Source organism: Nocardioides mesophilus (genome assembly GCF_014395785.1).
GTDB lineage: Bacteria > Actinomycetota > Actinomycetes > Propionibacteriales > Nocardioidaceae > Nocardioides_B > Nocardioides_B mesophilus.
Genome location: NZ_CP060713.1, coordinates 3,203,675 through 3,218,597, shown reverse-complemented (window position 1 = coordinate 3,218,597; position 14,923 = coordinate 3,203,675). Strand labels below are relative to the sequence as shown.

Sequence of the window (14,923 nt, the reverse complement as noted above, 5' to 3'; positions counted from 1 at the left end):
CGCGGACGGCTACCCTCGTCGTCGATGACTCTCCACGAAACCGCGACCGACCTCTGGCCGGCACCGCACCCGGACCGACCGGTCTCCGCCACCGTGTCGTTGCCGGGCTCGAAGTCCCTGACGAACCGTGCGCTGGTGCTCGCCGCACTGGCCGACGGTCCCGGCGTCGTCCGACGCGCGCTGCGCTCCCGCGACACCGAGCTGATGGCGACCGCGCTGCGCGACCTCGGCGCCGAGGTGGACACCTCGTCCGACGACTGGAGCGTCGTCCCGGGGCCGGTGCACGCGCCGGCGATGGTGGACTGCGGTCTCGCCGGCACGGTGATGCGGTTCGTGCCACCGCTGGCGGCCCTCGGGGACGGGCCGGTGATCTTCGACGGTGACCCGCACGCCCGCACCCGGCCGATGCACGAGGTCATCGACGGGCTGCGGCAGATCGGCGTGCGGGTCGAGGACGAGGGACGCGACGCCCTCCCGTTCACCGTCCTGGGCGAGGGAGGCGTGCGCGGCGGGGTCGTCACCATCGACGCCTCGGCCTCCAGCCAGTTCGTCTCCGCACTGCTGCTCTCGGCACCGCGCTACGAGCAGGGCATCGACGTGCGCCACGTCGGCAAGCCCGTCCCGTCCCTGCCCCACATCGAGATGACCGTGGAGCAGCTGCGGCTGCGCGGGGTCACCGTCCTGACCGACGAGCCGAACCGGTGGCAGGTGCTGCCCGGCCCGGTGCGTGGCGTGGACGTGAGGGTCGAGCCGGACCTGTCCAACGCAGCACCGTTCCTGGCTGCGGCCCTCGTCACCGGCGGCTCGGTCACCGTGCGCGACTGGCCGCAGCACACCACCCAGGCCGGCGACGGGCTCCGCGAGATCCTCGCGCTGATGGGGGCGGAGGTGACGCTCTCCGAGGCCGGGCTGAGCGTCACGGGGACCGGGAAGATCCAGGGCATCGACTACGACCTGCACGACGTGGGCGAGCTGACCCCCGCGGTGGCCGCCCTCTGCGCGCTCGCGGAGTCGCCCTCGCACCTGCGCGGGGTGGCCCACATCCGCGGCCACGAGACCGACCGTCTCGCGGCGCTGGCCACCGAGCTGAGCGCTCTGGGCAGCGACGTCGAGGAGACCGCGGACGGCCTCGACGTGCGTCCGGCGGTGCTGACCGGCGGCGTCTTCCACACCTACGCCGACCACCGGATGGCGCACGCAGCGGTGATCCTGGGCCTCGGCGTCCAGGGCGTCGAGGTGCAGAACGTCGCCACGACCGCGAAGACCTTCCCCGGGTTCGCCGAGGCCTGGTCGGGGCTGTTCTAGTGGCGCGTCACGAGGACTGGGAGCACGAGAAGTACGACCGGCCGCGTCGCCACACCCGCCCCCGCACCAAGGACCGTCCCTCGTACGACGACGCCGTCCCCGGCAGCGTGGTCACCGTGGACCGCGGCCGCTACACCTGCCTGGTCGAGGACCGCGTCGTGACCGCGATGAAGTCGCGCCCGCTGGGCCGCAAGGGCGTCGTGGTCGGGGACCGGGTCCGCCTGGTCGGCGACGTCAGCGGCGACGACGGCTCGCTGGCACGCATCGTCTCGGTCGACGAGCGGGTCACGGTGCTGCGCCGCACCGCCGACGACGACGACCCGGTCGAGCGGGTGATCGTGGCCAACGCCGACCAGCTCGTGGTGGTCACCGCGCTGGCGGACCCCGAGCCGCGACGCCGGCTCATAGACCGGGCGCTCGTGGCGGCGTACGACGCCGGGCTCGATCCGCTGCTGTGCCTGACCAAGGCCGACCTCGCCGATCCGGCCGAGCTGCTCGCGGCCTACCGCCCGCTGGGCGTGGACGCCATCGTGACCACCCGTGGCGGCGACCTCGACGAGCTGCGGGGCCGGCTGGCCGGCCGGGTGAGCGTCCTGGTGGGCAGCAGCGGGGTCGGCAAGTCGACGTTGGTCAACGCCCTGGTGCCCGGAACCGACCGGGCCATCGGGCACGTCAACGCCGTCACCGGCCGCGGCCGGCACACCTCGACCTCGGCGCTGATGCTCGCGCTGCCGCCCCACGGCGACCGGGCCGGCTGGATCGTGGACACCCCCGGCATCCGCTCCTTCGGCCTCGCCCACGTGGAGTCGCGGCACCTGATCCGGGCCTTCCCGGACCTCGAGGAGCTGACCGGCTCGTGCCCGCGCGGCTGCACGCACGGGTTCACCGAACCCGAGTGCGGCCTCGACGACGCGGTCGCCGCCGGACACACCGAGGCGGTCCGGGTGGAGTCCTTCCGGCGGCTGCTCGAGAGCCGTGAACGCGCCGAGGACGACTGAGGCCCTAGCCTGACCCCTATGTCGACCTCCTTCACCGACGATCTCCGGCTCGCGCACGTCCTGGCCGACGACGCGGACTCCCTCACCACGAGCCGGTACAAGGCGCAGGACCTGCACGTGATGACCAAGCCCGACCTCACCCCGGTGACCGACGCAGACAAGTCGGTGGAGGACGGCATCCGCCGCACGCTGTCGCGGGCCCGCCCGCGCGACGCGGTCATCGGCGAGGAGCACGGCTCGACCGGCCACAGCCAGCGCCGCTGGGTGGTCGACCCGATCGACGGCACCAAGAACTTCGTCCGCGGGGTGCCGGTGTGGGCGACGCTGATCTCGCTCATGGTCGACGACGAGGTGGTCGTCGGCTGCGTCAGCGCGCCGCTGCTCAACCGCCGCTGGTGGGCCTCTCAGGGCGGCGGCGCCTGGACCGGACGCTCGCTGCTGAACGCCTCGCAGTGCCGGGTGTCCGACGTGGCCCGTCTCGACGACGCCTCGCTGTCCTACGCCTCGCTCGGCGGCTGGGAAGACCGCGGCCGGCTCGAGGACTTCATGGCGCTCTCGCGCCGCTGCTGGCGGACCCGGGCGTACGGCGACTTCTGGTCCTACATGCTGCTCGCCGAGGGTGCCGTGGACCTCGCCGCGGAGCCGGAGCTGCAGATCTACGACATGGCGGCCCTCGACGTGATCGTCCGCGAGGCCGGGGGCATGTTCACCTCGCTCGACGGCACCCCCGGACCGCTCGGCGGCAACGCGCTGGCCAGCAACGGCCGGCTGCACGAGCAGGCGCTGGCCTTCCTCGGCTCGGTCTCCGACGACGACGGCGACCCGGACGCCGCCCCCCGCCAGCACGGGTCGGTCCACGAGCTCAGCGCGCGGCGACGTCCTCCGAAGCCAGAGGGGGCTCCGGGCTCGGACGGCGAGTGAACAGCCGCACGAGCGCGGGCGCGAGCAGCAGCGCCGCCAGGTCGAACCAGCCGTAGCCTCCGGCCGCCCCCGAAGGCGGGTTGCCGATCGCGATCCAGCCGGTGAAGTCCCGCGCGGCCCACTCCCAGGTGCCCAGCGCCGTGCCGAGCAGCTCCAGCCAGCTGACCACGACGAAGGCTCCGACGTAGACCTCCTTGGAGGGCCCGAAGGCGAGGAAGAGCGCCAGGCACAGGAACCAGAGCGCACCCAGCACGTCCGGCCGCTCGGCGAGCACCAGTCCGTGCACCGCCCAGCCGCCGCCCACGACGAGCACCGCCCACCCGGCCGCTCGCAGCCGCCGCCGTACGAACGCGGCGTGCCCGAGCGCGAACGCCGAGAGGTAGACCAGCCCGTGGCCGGGCGGGACGAAGGCCGGCACGTTGTCGAACCGGTAGGCGTAGACGTGCAGGGTCGGGCTGAAGACGTACTCCACGACGGTGGCGAACACCACCACCACCAGCGTCTGCGCCCGCACCAGCGGCGTGACCCGGGCCAGCGCCACCGCCAGCACCCCCCAGGTCAGCAGCCCCAGGCCGCGCTGCTGCCACAGGCCACCGTCGCCCCCGGCCCGGTCCAGCCACAGCACCACCGACAGCCAGCCCATCATCAGCAGGCTGGCCCCGGCTCCGAGGCGGTCCACCGGCGTCGTCATCGGCCGCTCACCACGACATCGTCGCAGCCCCGGTGGGATTCCTCGTCCGCCGAGGCCAGAAGTTGGCTAGCCTGCCGACAAGGCTCCGACGACGCGGGAGGTCACCACCGTGCGCATCAAAGAGGTTCTCGCCGGCAAGGCGAAGCAGGACGTGGTCACCATCAGCCCGGACGCCACGGTGCGGGAGCTGCTCGCCCGGCTCGCCGAGCACAACGTCGGCGCCCTGATCGTCAGCTCCGACGGGCACAGCGTGGGCGGCATCGTGTCCGAGCGTGACGTGGTGCGTCACCTGCACGCCGACGAGGACGTGCTGGACGCCCCGGTCACCAGGATCATGACCAGCGAGGTCCACACCTGCGGCCTGGACGAGACGCTGAACTCGCTCATGCAGGTGATGACCGAGGGCCGGTTCCGGCACGTCCCGGTGGTGGTCGAGGGACGGCTGTCCGGGATCGTCAGCATCGGCGACGTGGTCAAGCACCGCATGCGCGAGCTGGAGTTCGAGCGGGACCAGCTCGACCACTACGTGCACGGCGCCTGACGCGCGGCCCCCGGCCTCAGGCGAACGGGCGGCTGGCGCGCACCTGGTCGGCTCCGGACACCGAGCTGCGCTCACGGTCGTGCCGGCCGTGCCAGTCCAGGCACAGCACGGTGGCATCGTCACTGAGCGAGTGGCCGGTCGCCTCGAGCACGCTGTCGGCCAGCGCCCGCACCGCCTCCCGGGGATGCAGCGAACGGGTGGCCCCGATCGCCGCCGGGATGTCGACGGTGTCGGCGTTGCGCTCGAGCATGCCGTCGGTGACCAGGACCAGCCGGTCGCCGGGCTCGAGGACCAGCTCGCTGGTCCGGTACGCCGTCTCGTCGAACATGCCGAGCGGAGGGTCGATCGGCAGGTCCAGCATGGTGACGGCCGAGTCACGCCACAGGTAGGGGGCGACGTGGCCGGCGTTGACCAGCGTCAGCAGCCCGGCGTGCAGGTCCAGGCATCCGACCAGTCCGGTCACGAAGTCGTCGGTCCCCGTGGCCCTCGCGTGGTCGGCGAGGGCGCCGTTGGCCGAGGTGACGCGCTCCAGGAGCGTCGCCCCCGCCCTTCGGGTCCCCCGCAGCGCTCCCACGCACAGCGACGCGGTCAGCGCCGCGCCGACCCCGTGCCCCATCGCGTCGGTCATCGACACGTCCAGGACGTCGCGGGCCAGGTTGTAGTCGTAGGTGTCGCCGCCGATGGTCGCGGCCGGCTCCAGCCAGGCGGCCAGCGTGAAGGCACCCGCTTCACAGGTCCGCGGACCCGGGAGGAGCTTCTGCTGGATCTCGGCGGACAGGCTGAACTCACGGCTGCGCTGACCCCACTCGAACAGGTCGCTGTGCCGACGGTTGGCGATCACCACGAAGGCGAGCAGGTGGGCGAACCCGGCGATCTCCGCGACGGCGTCGCCGTCAGGCTCCCCGGGAAGCCGCAGCTCGAGCACACCGATGGACTCACCCCGCTCGGTGACCGGCGCGAGCACCGTCCATGCCGGTTCCGGGCCGGGCTCACGGGCGTCCTGACCACCGGGCGCGAGCACGTGGACCCTCTGGGTGCGGACCGTCTGCTCCATCGGCCCGCCGTCGAAGGGGATCACGGTGGCGGACTCCTCGGCGATCCGGCGCTCACCGTGCTGCAGCGCCCGGCCCTCGGCGACGGCACTCCCGGGCACCAGGAGCGGGACGTGGGCCAGCCGGACGAGGGCACGCCCGGAGAGGTCGGCGACGAGGAAGGACACCGTGAGCGCGCCGAGGGCCCGCCCCAGCTCCCGGGTCACTGCCTCCACGGCCTCCACCGGGGAGGCAGCCTCGGCGGCGTCCAGCACGGGGCCGACGTCGCCAAGTCTTGCGGCCGTCTCCATCTCAGGGAGCATAGGGGAACCGGCACCGCAGCGGCTCGGCGCCCGGCGGTCCGCCTCAGCCCAGCGCCACCAGCACGGCTGCCAGCGCCGGCACCACGACGACGGCCAGGGTGACCGGCAGCAACGACCGGGCCGGCGGGATCTCCTCCCCGGCCCTGATGATGCGCTCGTTCTCCCGGCACCGGCGGTAGCCCGCGACCCCCACCGCGGAACCGGTCAGCACCAGCACGAGCCCCAGCCCGATCCGCAGCGCGGCGTGGCCGGTGGTGAGGAACTGCAGCGCGCCCAGCCCCGCGATCTGCAGGGCGAGTCCGGTGCGCAGGTAGGCCAGGAACGTCCGCTCGTTGGCGAGCAGGAAACGGTAGTCGGTCCGGGGCGCTTCACTCACGCCGCGAGTATCCCAGTCCCGGGCTGGGGACCGGTGTCGGCGCTGGCTAGGGTGGCCGGGACCGCGCACCGACTCCAGAGAGGCCGCTCATGAGCACCCCGCAGAAGCCCGAGATCGACTTCCCCTCCTCCCCGCCGCCGGCCGACCTCGAGGTCACCGAGGTCACCGAGGGCGAGGGCGCCGAGGCGGTCGCCGGCAAGACCGTGCTGGTGCACTACGTCGGGGTGGCGCACTCGACCGGCGAGGAGTTCGACGCCTCCTACAACCGCGGCGAGCCGCTGTCGTTCCGGCTCGGCGTCGGCCAGGTCATCTCCGGGTGGGACCAGGGCGTGCAGGGCATGAAGGTCGGCGGACGCCGGCAGCTGGTGATCCCGCCGCACCTCGGGTACGGCGACCGCGGCGCCGGCGGCGTGATCAAGCCGGGCGAGACGCTGATCTTCGTCGTCGACCTCGTCGACGTGCGCTGACCGCGGCTGCGTCGCGCGGCACGGGTCAGCCGACGCGGACGGCGCTGCCGCCGAGGCTGACCACGTCGCCCTTGACCAGCTGCCGCCCCCGGCGCGTCTCGACCTCGCCGTTGACGCGGACCTGCTCCTGCACCAGGAGCGGCTTGGCGTCCGCCCCGTTGTCGACGAGGTCGGCCAGCTTCAGGAACTGACCGAGCCGGATCGACCCGTCGCGGATCGGGACCTCACGCACCGCTGCACTGCTCATGCGTGCCATTGTCGCTGATCTGTCGACCGATGCTCACAGCGTCTGGCTGACGGCATGGATGACGACGCCGACCAGACCACCCACGATCGTGCCGTTGATCCGGATGAACTGCAGGTCCCGACCGACGTGCAGCTCGATCTTCCGGGCGGCCTCCTTGCCGTCCCAGCGGTCGATGGTGTGGGTGATCACGGCCGTCAGCTCGTCGCCGTACCGCCCGATCGCGAAGACCGCCATGTCGGCGGCGTAGGCGTCCAGGCGCTTGCGCAGCGCGTCCTCCTCGAGCACCCGCCGGCCGAAGCCGACGAGCTCCTCGCGACCCCGGCGGCGCAGCGGCCCGGCGGGGTCCTCGAGGGCGCCCAGCAGCGCGGTGCGGAAGGCGTTCCACAGCGACGTCGCGGTGACCAGGATCTGCGGGTGGCCGAGCACCCGGTCCTTCAACCTCTCGGTCCGCGCCTGGGTGTCGGGATCGTGCAGCAGGTCCTGGGCGAGCCGTTCCAGCAGGTCGTCGAAGGCCAGCCGCGCATGGTGGCGGGGGTCGTCGCGGATGTCGGCGACCCAGGCCACCAGCTCGACGTGCAGCCGGTGGGTGACCCGGTCGTTGAGCGCCGGCGGCGACCACCAGGGGGCCCGCTCGCCGACGATCTCGGTGAAGGTCACCTCGTTGTCGGCCAGCCAGCGGTGCGCCTCCTCGAGCACGAGGTCCACGAGCCCGTGGTGGGCGCCGTCGCGGACCACCTCCTCGAGCAGGCTGCCGGCGACCGGGCTGACCGGCTCCTGGAGGAACCGGGGCAGCAGGGCCTCCTCGACCAGCACCCGCATGTCCTCGTCGCGGACCTTGGACAGACCCAGGTGCAGCACGGCGGCGACCTCGTCCACCACGCGAGCCGCGTTGCGCTCCTCGGTCAGCCACGTCGCCACCCGGCGGCTGAGCTGCGCGACCTGGAGCCGCTCGCGGATCACTCCCTCCTGGAGGAAGTTCTCGCCGACGAACTCCTCGAGGCTGCGTCCCAGCATCTCCTTGCGCCGCGGGATCAGCGCGGTGTGCGGGACCGGCAGGCCGAGCGGGTGCTTGAACAGCGCCGTGACCGCGAACCAGTCCGCGATCGCACCGACCATCGAGGCCTCCGCGCCGGCGTTGACGTAGCCCAGGAATCCGGAGCTGTCGAACGTGAGCAGGTAGACCACGGCCGCGAACAGCAGCAGACCCACCGCCAGCGACCGCATGCGGCGCAGACCCTGACGTCGCTGCTCGTCCAGGGCCGGGTCGGCGGTCATCGTCGGCACGCTCATCGCGACGAACGTACCCGACCCGGCGGCCCTGGACCCGTGCCGGGCGGGGCGTCGCCGGAGCGTCGCCGGGGTCAGCGGGTCGGGGGTGCGGCCACCGCGTGGTCCCCGACCAGCAGCGTCGGTGAGATGCCCGGCACGACCGACACCGCCACCGGGGTCCCGATCGGATAGCGCACGGCATGGGTCTGCCAGGACCGCAGCGTCCGGCCCGAGCCGAGCCGGACGGTGTGCAGGACGAAGGCGCCGTGGTAGTCGACGTCCACCACCCGCGCGTCGGACCCCGGGTCGGGACGCAGCGCCACCTCGTGGGGGCGCAGCACGACGTCGACGTCGACGTCGGCGTCCGCCCAGCCCGGGACGGTGGAGACCACCCCGATCTCACAGGTGAGCAGCGCGTGGTGCACCTGCGCGGGCAGGAAGTCGGCGTCGCCCATGAACGAGGCGACGAACCGGGTCGCCGGGGACTCGAAGACCCGCTGCGGGGTGTCGGCCTGCTCGATGAGGCCGGCGCACATCACCACCACCCGGTCGCCGGTCGAGAGCGCCTCGGTCTGGTCGTGGGTGACCAGCATCGCGGTCGTCTTCGTCTCCCGGAGCGCCGCCACGGTGTCGGCCCGCACCTGGGCGCGCAGCGTCTCGTCGAGGCTGCTGAACGGCTCGTCGAGCAGCACCACGGCTGGGCGCGGTGCGAGCGCGCGGGCCAGCGCCACCCGCTGCTGCTCGCCGCCGGAGAGCTCGTGGGGGTAGCGCTTGGCCAAGTGCCCGAGCCGGACCAGCTCGAGCACCTCACCGATCCGCCGCTGCTGCTCGGCGCGGGAGAGCCGGGCGAGGCCGAAGGCGACGTTGCGGGCCACGCTCAGGTGCGGGAACAGGGCGTGGTCCTGGAAGACCAGTCCGACGCGCCGCCGCTCCGGGGGCCGCCACGTGCGGCGGTCGGCCACGGTCTCGCCGTCGATCCGGATCGCCCCGGCGTCAGGCCGGTCCAGGCCGGCCACGAGGCGCAGCGTGGTCGACTTGCCGCAGCCGGACGGGCCGATCAGCGTCAGCAGCTCGCCCGGTGCCACGCTGAGCGACAGGTCACGGGCGGCCGTGACGGCGCCGTACCGCTTCGAGACGTCGTCGAGGACGAGCGCGTCGCCGTTCACCGCTCACCCACCGTCGCCGGCCCCGGAGTGCGGGGCGGGCCCAGCGGGTCCACCGCCTCCAGCGGGTCGACCAGCCCCACGGTGCTCACGGGCACCGTCCGCCGGCCGGCGCCCGAGGAGCGGTCCGCGGAGCGCACCTGCCGGAACAGCACGAACACCGGCAGCGTCGCGGCCAGCACGATCACCAGCGCCGGGAGCGCCGCCTTCTCCCAGAAGTTCTCGTTGGCCAGCTGGTACACCCACACGGACACCGTAGTGAACCCGAAGGGCCGCAGCAGCAGCACGATCGGCAGCTCCTTGATGCCGTCGATCATCACCAGCACCAGCGCGACCGCGACCCCGGGGCGGACCAGCGGCAGGTGGACGCTGCGCAGCACCCGCATCGGTCCTGCTCCCAGGCTCATCGCCGAGAGCGTCATGCTCGGCTGGACCTTCGCGAAGCTGGCGTCGACGGCCTGGTACGCCGGAGCCAGGAACCGCACCAGGAAGGCGTACAGGATGCCCAGCACCGAGCCGGTGACCAGCAGCCCGGTGCCGCCGGGCACGCCGGCCGCCTCCAGCGCGTCGTCGAGCCAGGCGAACGCCAGCAGCACGCCGATGCCGATGACCGCGCCGGGCACCGCGTAGCCGAAGGTGGTGAGCTGGGCCGCGGCCCGCACCACGCGGCCGCCGCCGAGCCGGACCGCGTGGCTCATCATCAGCGACAGCAGCACGCAGCCGGCCGCGGCGATGGCGGCGACGGCGAGGCTGTTGGCGAGGTACTCCCCGAACCGCGGGTCGACGAACGCCGCGGGGTCCTTGCGCGCCTCGCCGGCCGCCCAGCCGACCAGCCGGACCACCGGCACGAAGAAGCCGGCCGCCAGCGCCAGCAGGCAGGTCAGCAGCGCCACCACTCCGCGCCAACCGGTGAGCCGCTCACCCGGCAGTCCCCCGCTCCGGCCGGCGCGCTGGTGGTAGCGCGCCCGGCCGCGCATCAGCCGCTCCCCGGCGAGCACGGCGACGGCGAACATCAGCACGAGCACCGACAGCTGGGTGGCGGAGTGGAAGTCGGCGGTGCCCTTCCAGACCAGGTAGACGCCGACCGAGACCGTGCGGACACCGAAGTACTGCACGGTCGCGAAGTCGGTCAGCACCTCCATCATCACCAGCGCGAGCCCCGCCGCCAGGGAGGGCCGGGCCAGCGGCAGCAGCACCCGCCAGAAGATCCGGGTCCGCGACGCCCCGAGCGAGCGGGCGGCGTCGTACGTCGAGGACGACTGCTCCACCAGGGCCGCGCGCGCCATCAGGTAGACGTAGGGGTAGAGCGAGAGCGACATCACCACCACGGCGCCGGGGAGTGAGCGCACGTCGGGGCTCCACACCCCCTCACCGAGGACCGCGCGCAACCCCTGCTGCACCGGTCCGGCGGCGTCGAAGGTCGAGAGGAAGACGAAGCCGAGGATGTACGCCGGCATCGCCAGCGGCAGCACGAGCAGCCACACCAGCACGTTGCGCAGCGGGAACCGGTAGGCGGTGACCAGCCAAGCCAGCCCCCGCCGACCACCAGCGTGCCCACGCCGACGCCCAGCATCAGTCCGAGCGTGGTGAGCACCATCGAGCCGAGGCCGCGGGGCAGCCGCAGCTCCCCGGCCCCGAGCAGCCCGTCCAGGACGACCGCCACCACGGGGCTGGTCACCAGGAAGGCGACCAGCAGCACGAACAGCGACCAGGCCGGACGGCCGGCAGCCGTCCGGCCCGGTCGGCGCAGCCGTGCCCGTGGCGGGCCGACCTCCGGAGCGAGCGCTCGGCTCACTCGTAGCCGACCTCGGCGAGCAGGTCGACGGCCTCCGTGTTCAGCTGCCCGTAGGCCTCGGCGTTGATGGGCATCTTCTTGAAGTCGCCGAACGAGGCGACCAGGTCGTCGGGCTGCACCGACGGGTTCACCGGGAACTCGTGGTTGTCGCCGACGAACTCCTCCTGGCCGTCGGAGGCCAGCCACTCGAGCAGCCGCTGCGCCTTCTCCGGCGCGTCGGAGGACTTCACGATGCCGGCGCCGGAGAGGTTCACGTGGGTGCCGGCGCCGTCCTGGCTGGCCCAGAACAGCTTGACGTCCAGGTCCGGGTTGTCGGCCAGCTCGCGCGCGTAGTAGTAGTGGTTGACCAGCGCCACGTCGCAGGTGCCGGCGTCGAGCGCCTCGAGGAGCAGGATGTCGTTGCTCATGATGTCGACGTCGTTGTCCATCCAGCCCTGGACGATCTCCTGGGCGCGCTCCCGCCCGTGCAGGTCGATGAGGCTGGCGACCAGCGACTGGGTGTAGGCCTCGGTGGAGTCCCGCATGCAGAGCCGGCCCTTCCACTTCGGGTCGCCGAGGCCGGCGTAGGTGTCCTGGGTGTCGAACTCGGCAGGGTCGACGGCGTCCGGGTTGTAGGCGACGGTCCGGGCGCGCAGCGCCAGGCCGAACCAGCGGTTCTCCGGGTCCTGGTACTCCGCCGGCACCGAAGCCTCCAGCACCTCGGAGTCCACCGGGGCCAGCTCGCCCTGGTGGGCGGCGTTCCACAGGTTGCCCGCGTCCACGGTCACGAACAGGTCGGCCGGCGTCTCGTCGCCCTCCGCCTTGAGCCGCTCGAGCAGCTCGGAGTCGTCGCCGTAGATGAAGTCGACCTTCAGCCCGGTGTCCTTCTCGAAGTCGACGAACGCCTGCTCCAGGTCGTAGTGCCGCGCCGAGTAGACCTGCAGGTCACCAGGGGCGTCACCGCCCAGGCCGAGGAAGCCGCAGCCGGACACGGTGGCGGCCAGCGCGGCGACCACAGCCGTCCAGGCGACCAGCGGACGGGTGGACCTGCGCATGCGGACGTTCCTCTCACCAGGCGATCTCTGTCGTCGACTTAGGTGAGCCTAACCTATGGCTGCGACCCTGGCCGGGCCTGGCTCCCCGCCCGGTCACCCCGACGGCGCGCACGGCGTGGCACGATGCCGCCCATGACCCGGACCGTCATCACCTTCGGAACCTTCGACGTCTTCCACGTCGGTCACCTGCGGGTGATCCAGCGCGCGGCCGCCCTCGGCGACCGTCTCGTCGTCGGGGTCTCGGCCGACGCGCTCAACGAACGCAAGAAGGGCCGGGCGCCGGTGTTCTCGCAGGCCGAGCGGCTGGAGATCGTTGCCTCGCTCAAGCCGGTCGACGAGGTGTTCGTCGAGGAGTCGCTGGAGCAGAAGCGCGAGTACATCCTCGCCTACAGCGCCGACGTGCTGGTGATGGGCGACGACTGGGCCGGGCGCTTCGACGAGTTCGAGGACATCTGCGAGGTGCACTACCTGCCCCGGACGCCGGCGATCTCCACCACCGCCCTCATCGAGAAGATCAGCAACGCCGGCGAGTGAGCCGGGCCGGCGCTCACGCCTGCGAGACGTCGTCGAGCACCCGGTCCAGGACCAGCCGCAGCTCGCCGCTGGTGGCCGTCCCCGCCCGCACCGCCCGCACCAACCGCTCCGCCAGCACGGCGAGCTTGACGTTGCGGTTGCTCGACCACCACTGCAGCAACGCGAACGCCGCGTCCGGGTCGAGGCCGTAGGCCGTCATCAGGACCCCCTTGGCCTGCTCGATCGTCGCCCGCCGCTCGGCGCTCGCGGCCACCGCCGCGTCCGCCGCCGCCTTGAGCTGGTCGGCGAGCAGCGCCGACAGGTCGACCAGGTAGCCGGTCACTCCGGTCACCCGGTCGGGGTCGCGGTGCGGCGCCACCACGATCAGCACCAGTCGCGGCGCTCCGTCCCGGTCGCCGAGGCGGTGCTGGGCGGCCGACAGCGTGCCCCCGGCGAGGCCGCGCCGGAGCACGGACGCGACCGCGTCGCGGTCCTCCGGGTGCACCGCCTCCAGGAGCAGAGCCTCCGACGGGGTCCCGGCACCGGGCTCGCGACCCAGCAGGTCGAAGACCTCGGGGGTCCATGACCAGGTCTCGTCCGCGAGGTCGAACGAGAATGCCGCCACGTGTGCGGGCACCGACGGCACCCGCGACAGTTCGCTGTCGCCCACGGCGATGAAGAGCCTTCCTCCCGAGCAGCCCGGAGGGCATGCGCAGCACCAGTCGCCATGGGCTCGACGAATGAGGTGCGGAGAAGATAGCCCACGACCGACCGCCGCCGGCGCGCGGCCACCCGGCGAGTAGCATCGGAGACCTGACGAGGAGAGGACCACGCCCATGTCGAGTGCGTCCGGCGGCACGCCTCCCGCAGTGCGGGTCCGCAAGCACCTGATGGTGCCGGGGCAGCCGCGTCCGCAGAACCGGGAGCCGATGAGCATCGGCGGCGTCCAGCGGTGGGTCCTCTCGACACTGGCCGCCACCACGATCCTGCACCTCGCGGTCGGGCTGATCTTCGCGGCGGCGTACTCCGAGCGCCTCGACGCCAAGATCGGGCTGCTCGTGATCAGCGCCGCCTTCGGGGTGCTCGCCATGGTCGCCGCGCTGGTCATCCACCGGCGGCAGCCGCTCAGCCCCTGGCTGCTGATCGGGTTGGTCCCGACCGCGGCCGGGGCCTGGATCGTGCTCTGAGCCGCTCCCCGACGACGACGTCTGCTGGGCGTCGGCCGCCGCCGGGTAGCTGGTTTCGACCCGGACGGGTGCTGGGTATGTTCGAGCCCGGAGCGGCTGGACTGCTCCCCCGCCTTGCTGAAACAGATCGGCGAGACCGCCTCGGCGACCGGTTCCTCCGGATGGTCGCCCCGCCGCGAGAGCGTCGTGATCCAGCGTGAGCGTCGAATCTGTTCCCCGCGTCCCCGAGCCCGCGACCGCCCCGGTGTCCGTCCCCTCGTCGCTGGCCTCGGAGACCGCTGCCCTGCTCGAGCGGGTGGCCGCCGCCACCGACGACGCCGAGCGTTCCCGGCTGCTCGACGAGGTGGTCGTGCTCAACCTCGGCATCGCGCGCAGCATCGCGCTCCGGTACCGCAACCGCGGCATCTCGTTGGAGGACCTCGAGCAGGTCGCGCGCCTCGGGTTGGTCAAGGCGGCCCGTGGCTTCGACGTCGCCCGGCGTCACGACTTCCTCGCCTACGCCGTGCCGACCATCCGGGGCGAGGTCCGCAAGCACTTCCGCGACAGCGGGTGGACGGTGCGGCCGCCGCGCCGGATCCAGGAGCTGCAGGGCCGGATCATGGGCGCCGCCACCGAGCTCACCCAGACCCTCGGCCGCTCGCCACGTCCCTCCGACCTGGCCCGGCACCTCGACCTGCCCGTGGAGGAGATCGAGGAGGCGCTCGCGGCGGACGGCTGCTTCAGCCCCACCAGCCTGGACCGGCCGGTGGGGGGCGAGGACAGCGCGACGCTCGGCGAGCTGCTCCCGGGTCTCGACGACGACGACCACGCCTCGGTCGACGCCCGCGTCATCCTGGGGCCCGCCGTCCGCCGGCTCGGCGAGCGCGACCGGCGCATCCTCTACCTGCGCTACTTCAACGGCTGGACGCAGGAGGAGATCGCCCGCGACATCGGCGTCACCCAGATGCACGTCTCGCGACTGCTCACCAGGATCATGACCGATCTCCGGGCATCGGTGCTCGGCTCTTCGACCGTCGAGTAGATTCGGGACGTACGGGGGGACAGCGCGTCGAGGGAGGGTGT

17 protein-coding genes are annotated in these 14,923 nt (G+C 72.8%); 8 read left to right on the top strand and 9 right to left on the bottom strand.

Translation table 11 applies throughout. The features are described 5' to 3' along the window. The first annotated feature begins 24 nt into the window (after nt 1–24). Genes aroA through hisN form a run of 3 tightly spaced genes read left to right on the top strand, consistent with a single transcriptional unit; the run spans nt 25 to nt 3,224 of the window. The gene (gene aroA / locus H9L09_RS15550) at nt 25–1,305 is read left to right on the top strand and encodes a 3-phosphoshikimate 1-carboxyvinyltransferase (RefSeq protein ID WP_187577770.1); all 1,281 of its coding nucleotides are present in this window, start codon (nt 25–27) and stop codon (nt 1,303–1,305) included. After that, nucleotides 1,305–2,303 carry a ribosome small subunit-dependent GTPase A gene (rsgA, locus tag H9L09_RS15545; protein WP_187577769.1) on the top strand — a complete coding sequence of 333 codons (999 nt, stop codon included), beginning with the start codon at nt 1,305–1,307 and terminating at the stop codon, nt 2,301–2,303. The genes aroA and rsgA overlap by 1 nt, the downstream gene beginning before the upstream one ends. Nucleotides 2,304–2,321: 18 nt before the next feature. Continuing rightward, nucleotides 2,322–3,224, top strand: a complete 903-nt coding sequence (hisN, locus tag H9L09_RS15540) for a histidinol-phosphatase (protein ID WP_187577768.1) — start codon at nt 2,322–2,324, stop codon at nt 3,222–3,224. Here hisN and H9L09_RS15535 read toward each other — a convergent pair. Beyond that, on the bottom strand, nt 3,166–3,915 hold the full coding sequence (locus H9L09_RS15535) for a hypothetical protein (protein ID WP_187577767.1): 750 nt from the start codon (nt 3,913–3,915) through the stop codon (nt 3,166–3,168). The two genes, hisN and H9L09_RS15535, sit on opposite strands and share 59 nt — an antisense overlap. A 109-nt stretch (nt 3,916–4,024) precedes the next feature. Here H9L09_RS15535 and H9L09_RS15530 point away from each other — a divergent pair, with 109 nt between their 5' ends. After that, nucleotides 4,025–4,456 (top strand): CBS domain-containing protein, encoded by a 432-nt coding sequence (locus tag H9L09_RS15530; protein ID WP_187577766.1) that lies wholly within the window; start codon nt 4,025–4,027, stop codon nt 4,454–4,456. A 16-nt stretch (nt 4,457–4,472) separates the two neighbouring features. Here the strand turns inward: H9L09_RS15530 and H9L09_RS15525 are convergent, their stop codons facing one another. Together H9L09_RS15525 and H9L09_RS15520 are read right to left on the bottom strand one after the other, a co-directional pair. Then, nucleotides 4,473–5,798, bottom strand: a complete 1,326-nt coding sequence (locus H9L09_RS15525) for a PP2C family protein-serine/threonine phosphatase (protein WP_187577765.1) — start codon at nt 5,796–5,798, stop codon at nt 4,473–4,475. Between the two features lie 55 nt (nt 5,799–5,853). Further along, entirely contained in the window at nt 5,854–6,186 is a 333-nt protein-coding gene (locus tag H9L09_RS15520) for a YidH family protein (protein ID WP_223164079.1), read from the bottom strand. Between the two features lie 89 nt (nt 6,187–6,275). On the opposite strand from H9L09_RS15520, the gene H9L09_RS15515 reads away from it, so the two are divergent. Beyond that, on the top strand, nt 6,276–6,653 hold the full coding sequence (locus H9L09_RS15515; RefSeq protein ID WP_187577764.1) for an FKBP-type peptidyl-prolyl cis-trans isomerase: 378 nt from the start codon (nt 6,276–6,278) through the stop codon (nt 6,651–6,653). Between the two features lie 25 nt (nt 6,654–6,678). Here H9L09_RS15515 and H9L09_RS15510 read toward each other — a convergent pair whose 3' ends face one another. From H9L09_RS15510 to H9L09_RS15490, 5 genes are all read right to left on the bottom strand, one after another. Further along, the gene (locus H9L09_RS15510; protein WP_223164078.1) at nt 6,679–6,900 is read right to left on the bottom strand and encodes an RNA-binding S4 domain-containing protein; all 222 of its coding nucleotides are present in this window, start codon (nt 6,898–6,900) and stop codon (nt 6,679–6,681) included. A gap of 33 nt (nt 6,901–6,933) precedes the next feature. After that, complete coding sequence (locus tag H9L09_RS15505) at nt 6,934–8,190, bottom strand: DUF445 domain-containing protein (protein WP_246456059.1); 1,257 nt, start codon at nt 8,188–8,190, stop codon at nt 6,934–6,936. Between the two features lie 71 nt (nt 8,191–8,261). Further along, on the bottom strand, nt 8,262–9,335 hold the full coding sequence (locus H9L09_RS15500) for an ABC transporter ATP-binding protein (RefSeq protein WP_187577762.1): 1,074 nt from the start codon (nt 9,333–9,335) through the stop codon (nt 8,262–8,264). Next, nucleotides 9,332–10,822: an ABC transporter permease gene (locus H9L09_RS15495; RefSeq protein WP_187577761.1), complete on the bottom strand. Its 1,491-nt coding sequence runs from the start codon at nt 10,820–10,822 to the stop codon at nt 9,332–9,334. The genes H9L09_RS15500 and H9L09_RS15495 overlap by 4 nt, the downstream gene beginning before the upstream one ends. 301 nt (nt 10,823–11,123) lie before the next feature. Next, nucleotides 11,124–12,161: an extracellular solute-binding protein gene (locus H9L09_RS15490; protein WP_187577760.1), complete on the bottom strand. Its 1,038-nt coding sequence runs from the start codon at nt 12,159–12,161 to the stop codon at nt 11,124–11,126. A gap of 132 nt (nt 12,162–12,293) precedes the next feature. Here H9L09_RS15490 and H9L09_RS15485 point away from each other — a divergent pair, with 132 nt between their 5' ends. Beyond that, on the top strand, nt 12,294–12,695 hold the full coding sequence (locus H9L09_RS15485; RefSeq protein WP_187577759.1) for an FAD synthase family protein: 402 nt from the start codon (nt 12,294–12,296) through the stop codon (nt 12,693–12,695). A 13-nt stretch (nt 12,696–12,708) separates the two neighbouring features. On the opposite strand, the gene H9L09_RS15480 is transcribed toward H9L09_RS15485, so the two are convergent. Beyond that, the gene (locus H9L09_RS15480; protein ID WP_187577758.1) at nt 12,709–13,344 is read right to left on the bottom strand and encodes a PAS and ANTAR domain-containing protein; all 636 of its coding nucleotides are present in this window, start codon (nt 13,342–13,344) and stop codon (nt 12,709–12,711) included. A 166-nt stretch (nt 13,345–13,510) separates the two neighbouring features. Between H9L09_RS15480 and H9L09_RS15475 the strand changes: the two genes are divergently transcribed. Together H9L09_RS15475 and H9L09_RS15470 are read left to right on the top strand one after the other, a co-directional pair. Next, nucleotides 13,511–13,861, top strand: a complete 351-nt coding sequence (locus H9L09_RS15475; protein WP_187577757.1) for a hypothetical protein — start codon at nt 13,511–13,513, stop codon at nt 13,859–13,861. Between the two features lie 196 nt (nt 13,862–14,057). Then, nucleotides 14,058–14,882 carry a sigma-70 family RNA polymerase sigma factor gene (locus H9L09_RS15470; protein ID WP_246456058.1) on the top strand — a complete coding sequence of 275 codons (825 nt, stop codon included), beginning with the start codon at nt 14,058–14,060 and terminating at the stop codon, nt 14,880–14,882. Nucleotides 14,883–14,923: the final 41 nt, after the last annotated feature.

Excerpts from the sequence above, each read along its gene's own strand:
- aroA (WP_187577770.1), top strand. The coding sequence starts at position 25 with ATGACTCTCCACGAAACCGCGACCGACCTCTGGCCGGCACCGCACCCG.
- hisN (WP_187577768.1), top strand. The coding sequence starts at position 2,322 with ATGTCGACCTCCTTCACCGACGATCTCCGGCTCGCGCACGTCCTGGCC.
- H9L09_RS15535 (WP_187577767.1), bottom strand. The coding sequence starts at position 3,915 with ATGACGACGCCGGTGGACCGCCTCGGAGCCGGGGCCAGCCTGCTGATG.
- H9L09_RS15525 (WP_187577765.1), bottom strand. The coding sequence starts at position 5,798 with ATGGAGACGGCCGCAAGACTTGGCGACGTCGGCCCCGTGCTGGACGCC.
- H9L09_RS15515 (WP_187577764.1), top strand. The coding sequence starts at position 6,276 with ATGAGCACCCCGCAGAAGCCCGAGATCGACTTCCCCTCCTCCCCGCCG.
- H9L09_RS15510 (WP_223164078.1), bottom strand. The coding sequence starts at position 6,900 with ATGAGCAGTGCAGCGGTGCGTGAGGTCCCGATCCGCGACGGGTCGATC.
- H9L09_RS15505 (WP_246456059.1), bottom strand. The coding sequence starts at position 8,190 with ATGAGCGTGCCGACGATGACCGCCGACCCGGCCCTGGACGAGCAGCGA.
- H9L09_RS15490 (WP_187577760.1), bottom strand. The coding sequence starts at position 12,161 with ATGCGCAGGTCCACCCGTCCGCTGGTCGCCTGGACGGCTGTGGTCGCC.
- H9L09_RS15485 (WP_187577759.1), top strand. The coding sequence starts at position 12,294 with ATGACCCGGACCGTCATCACCTTCGGAACCTTCGACGTCTTCCACGTC.
- H9L09_RS15475 (WP_187577757.1), top strand. The coding sequence starts at position 13,511 with ATGTCGAGTGCGTCCGGCGGCACGCCTCCCGCAGTGCGGGTCCGCAAG.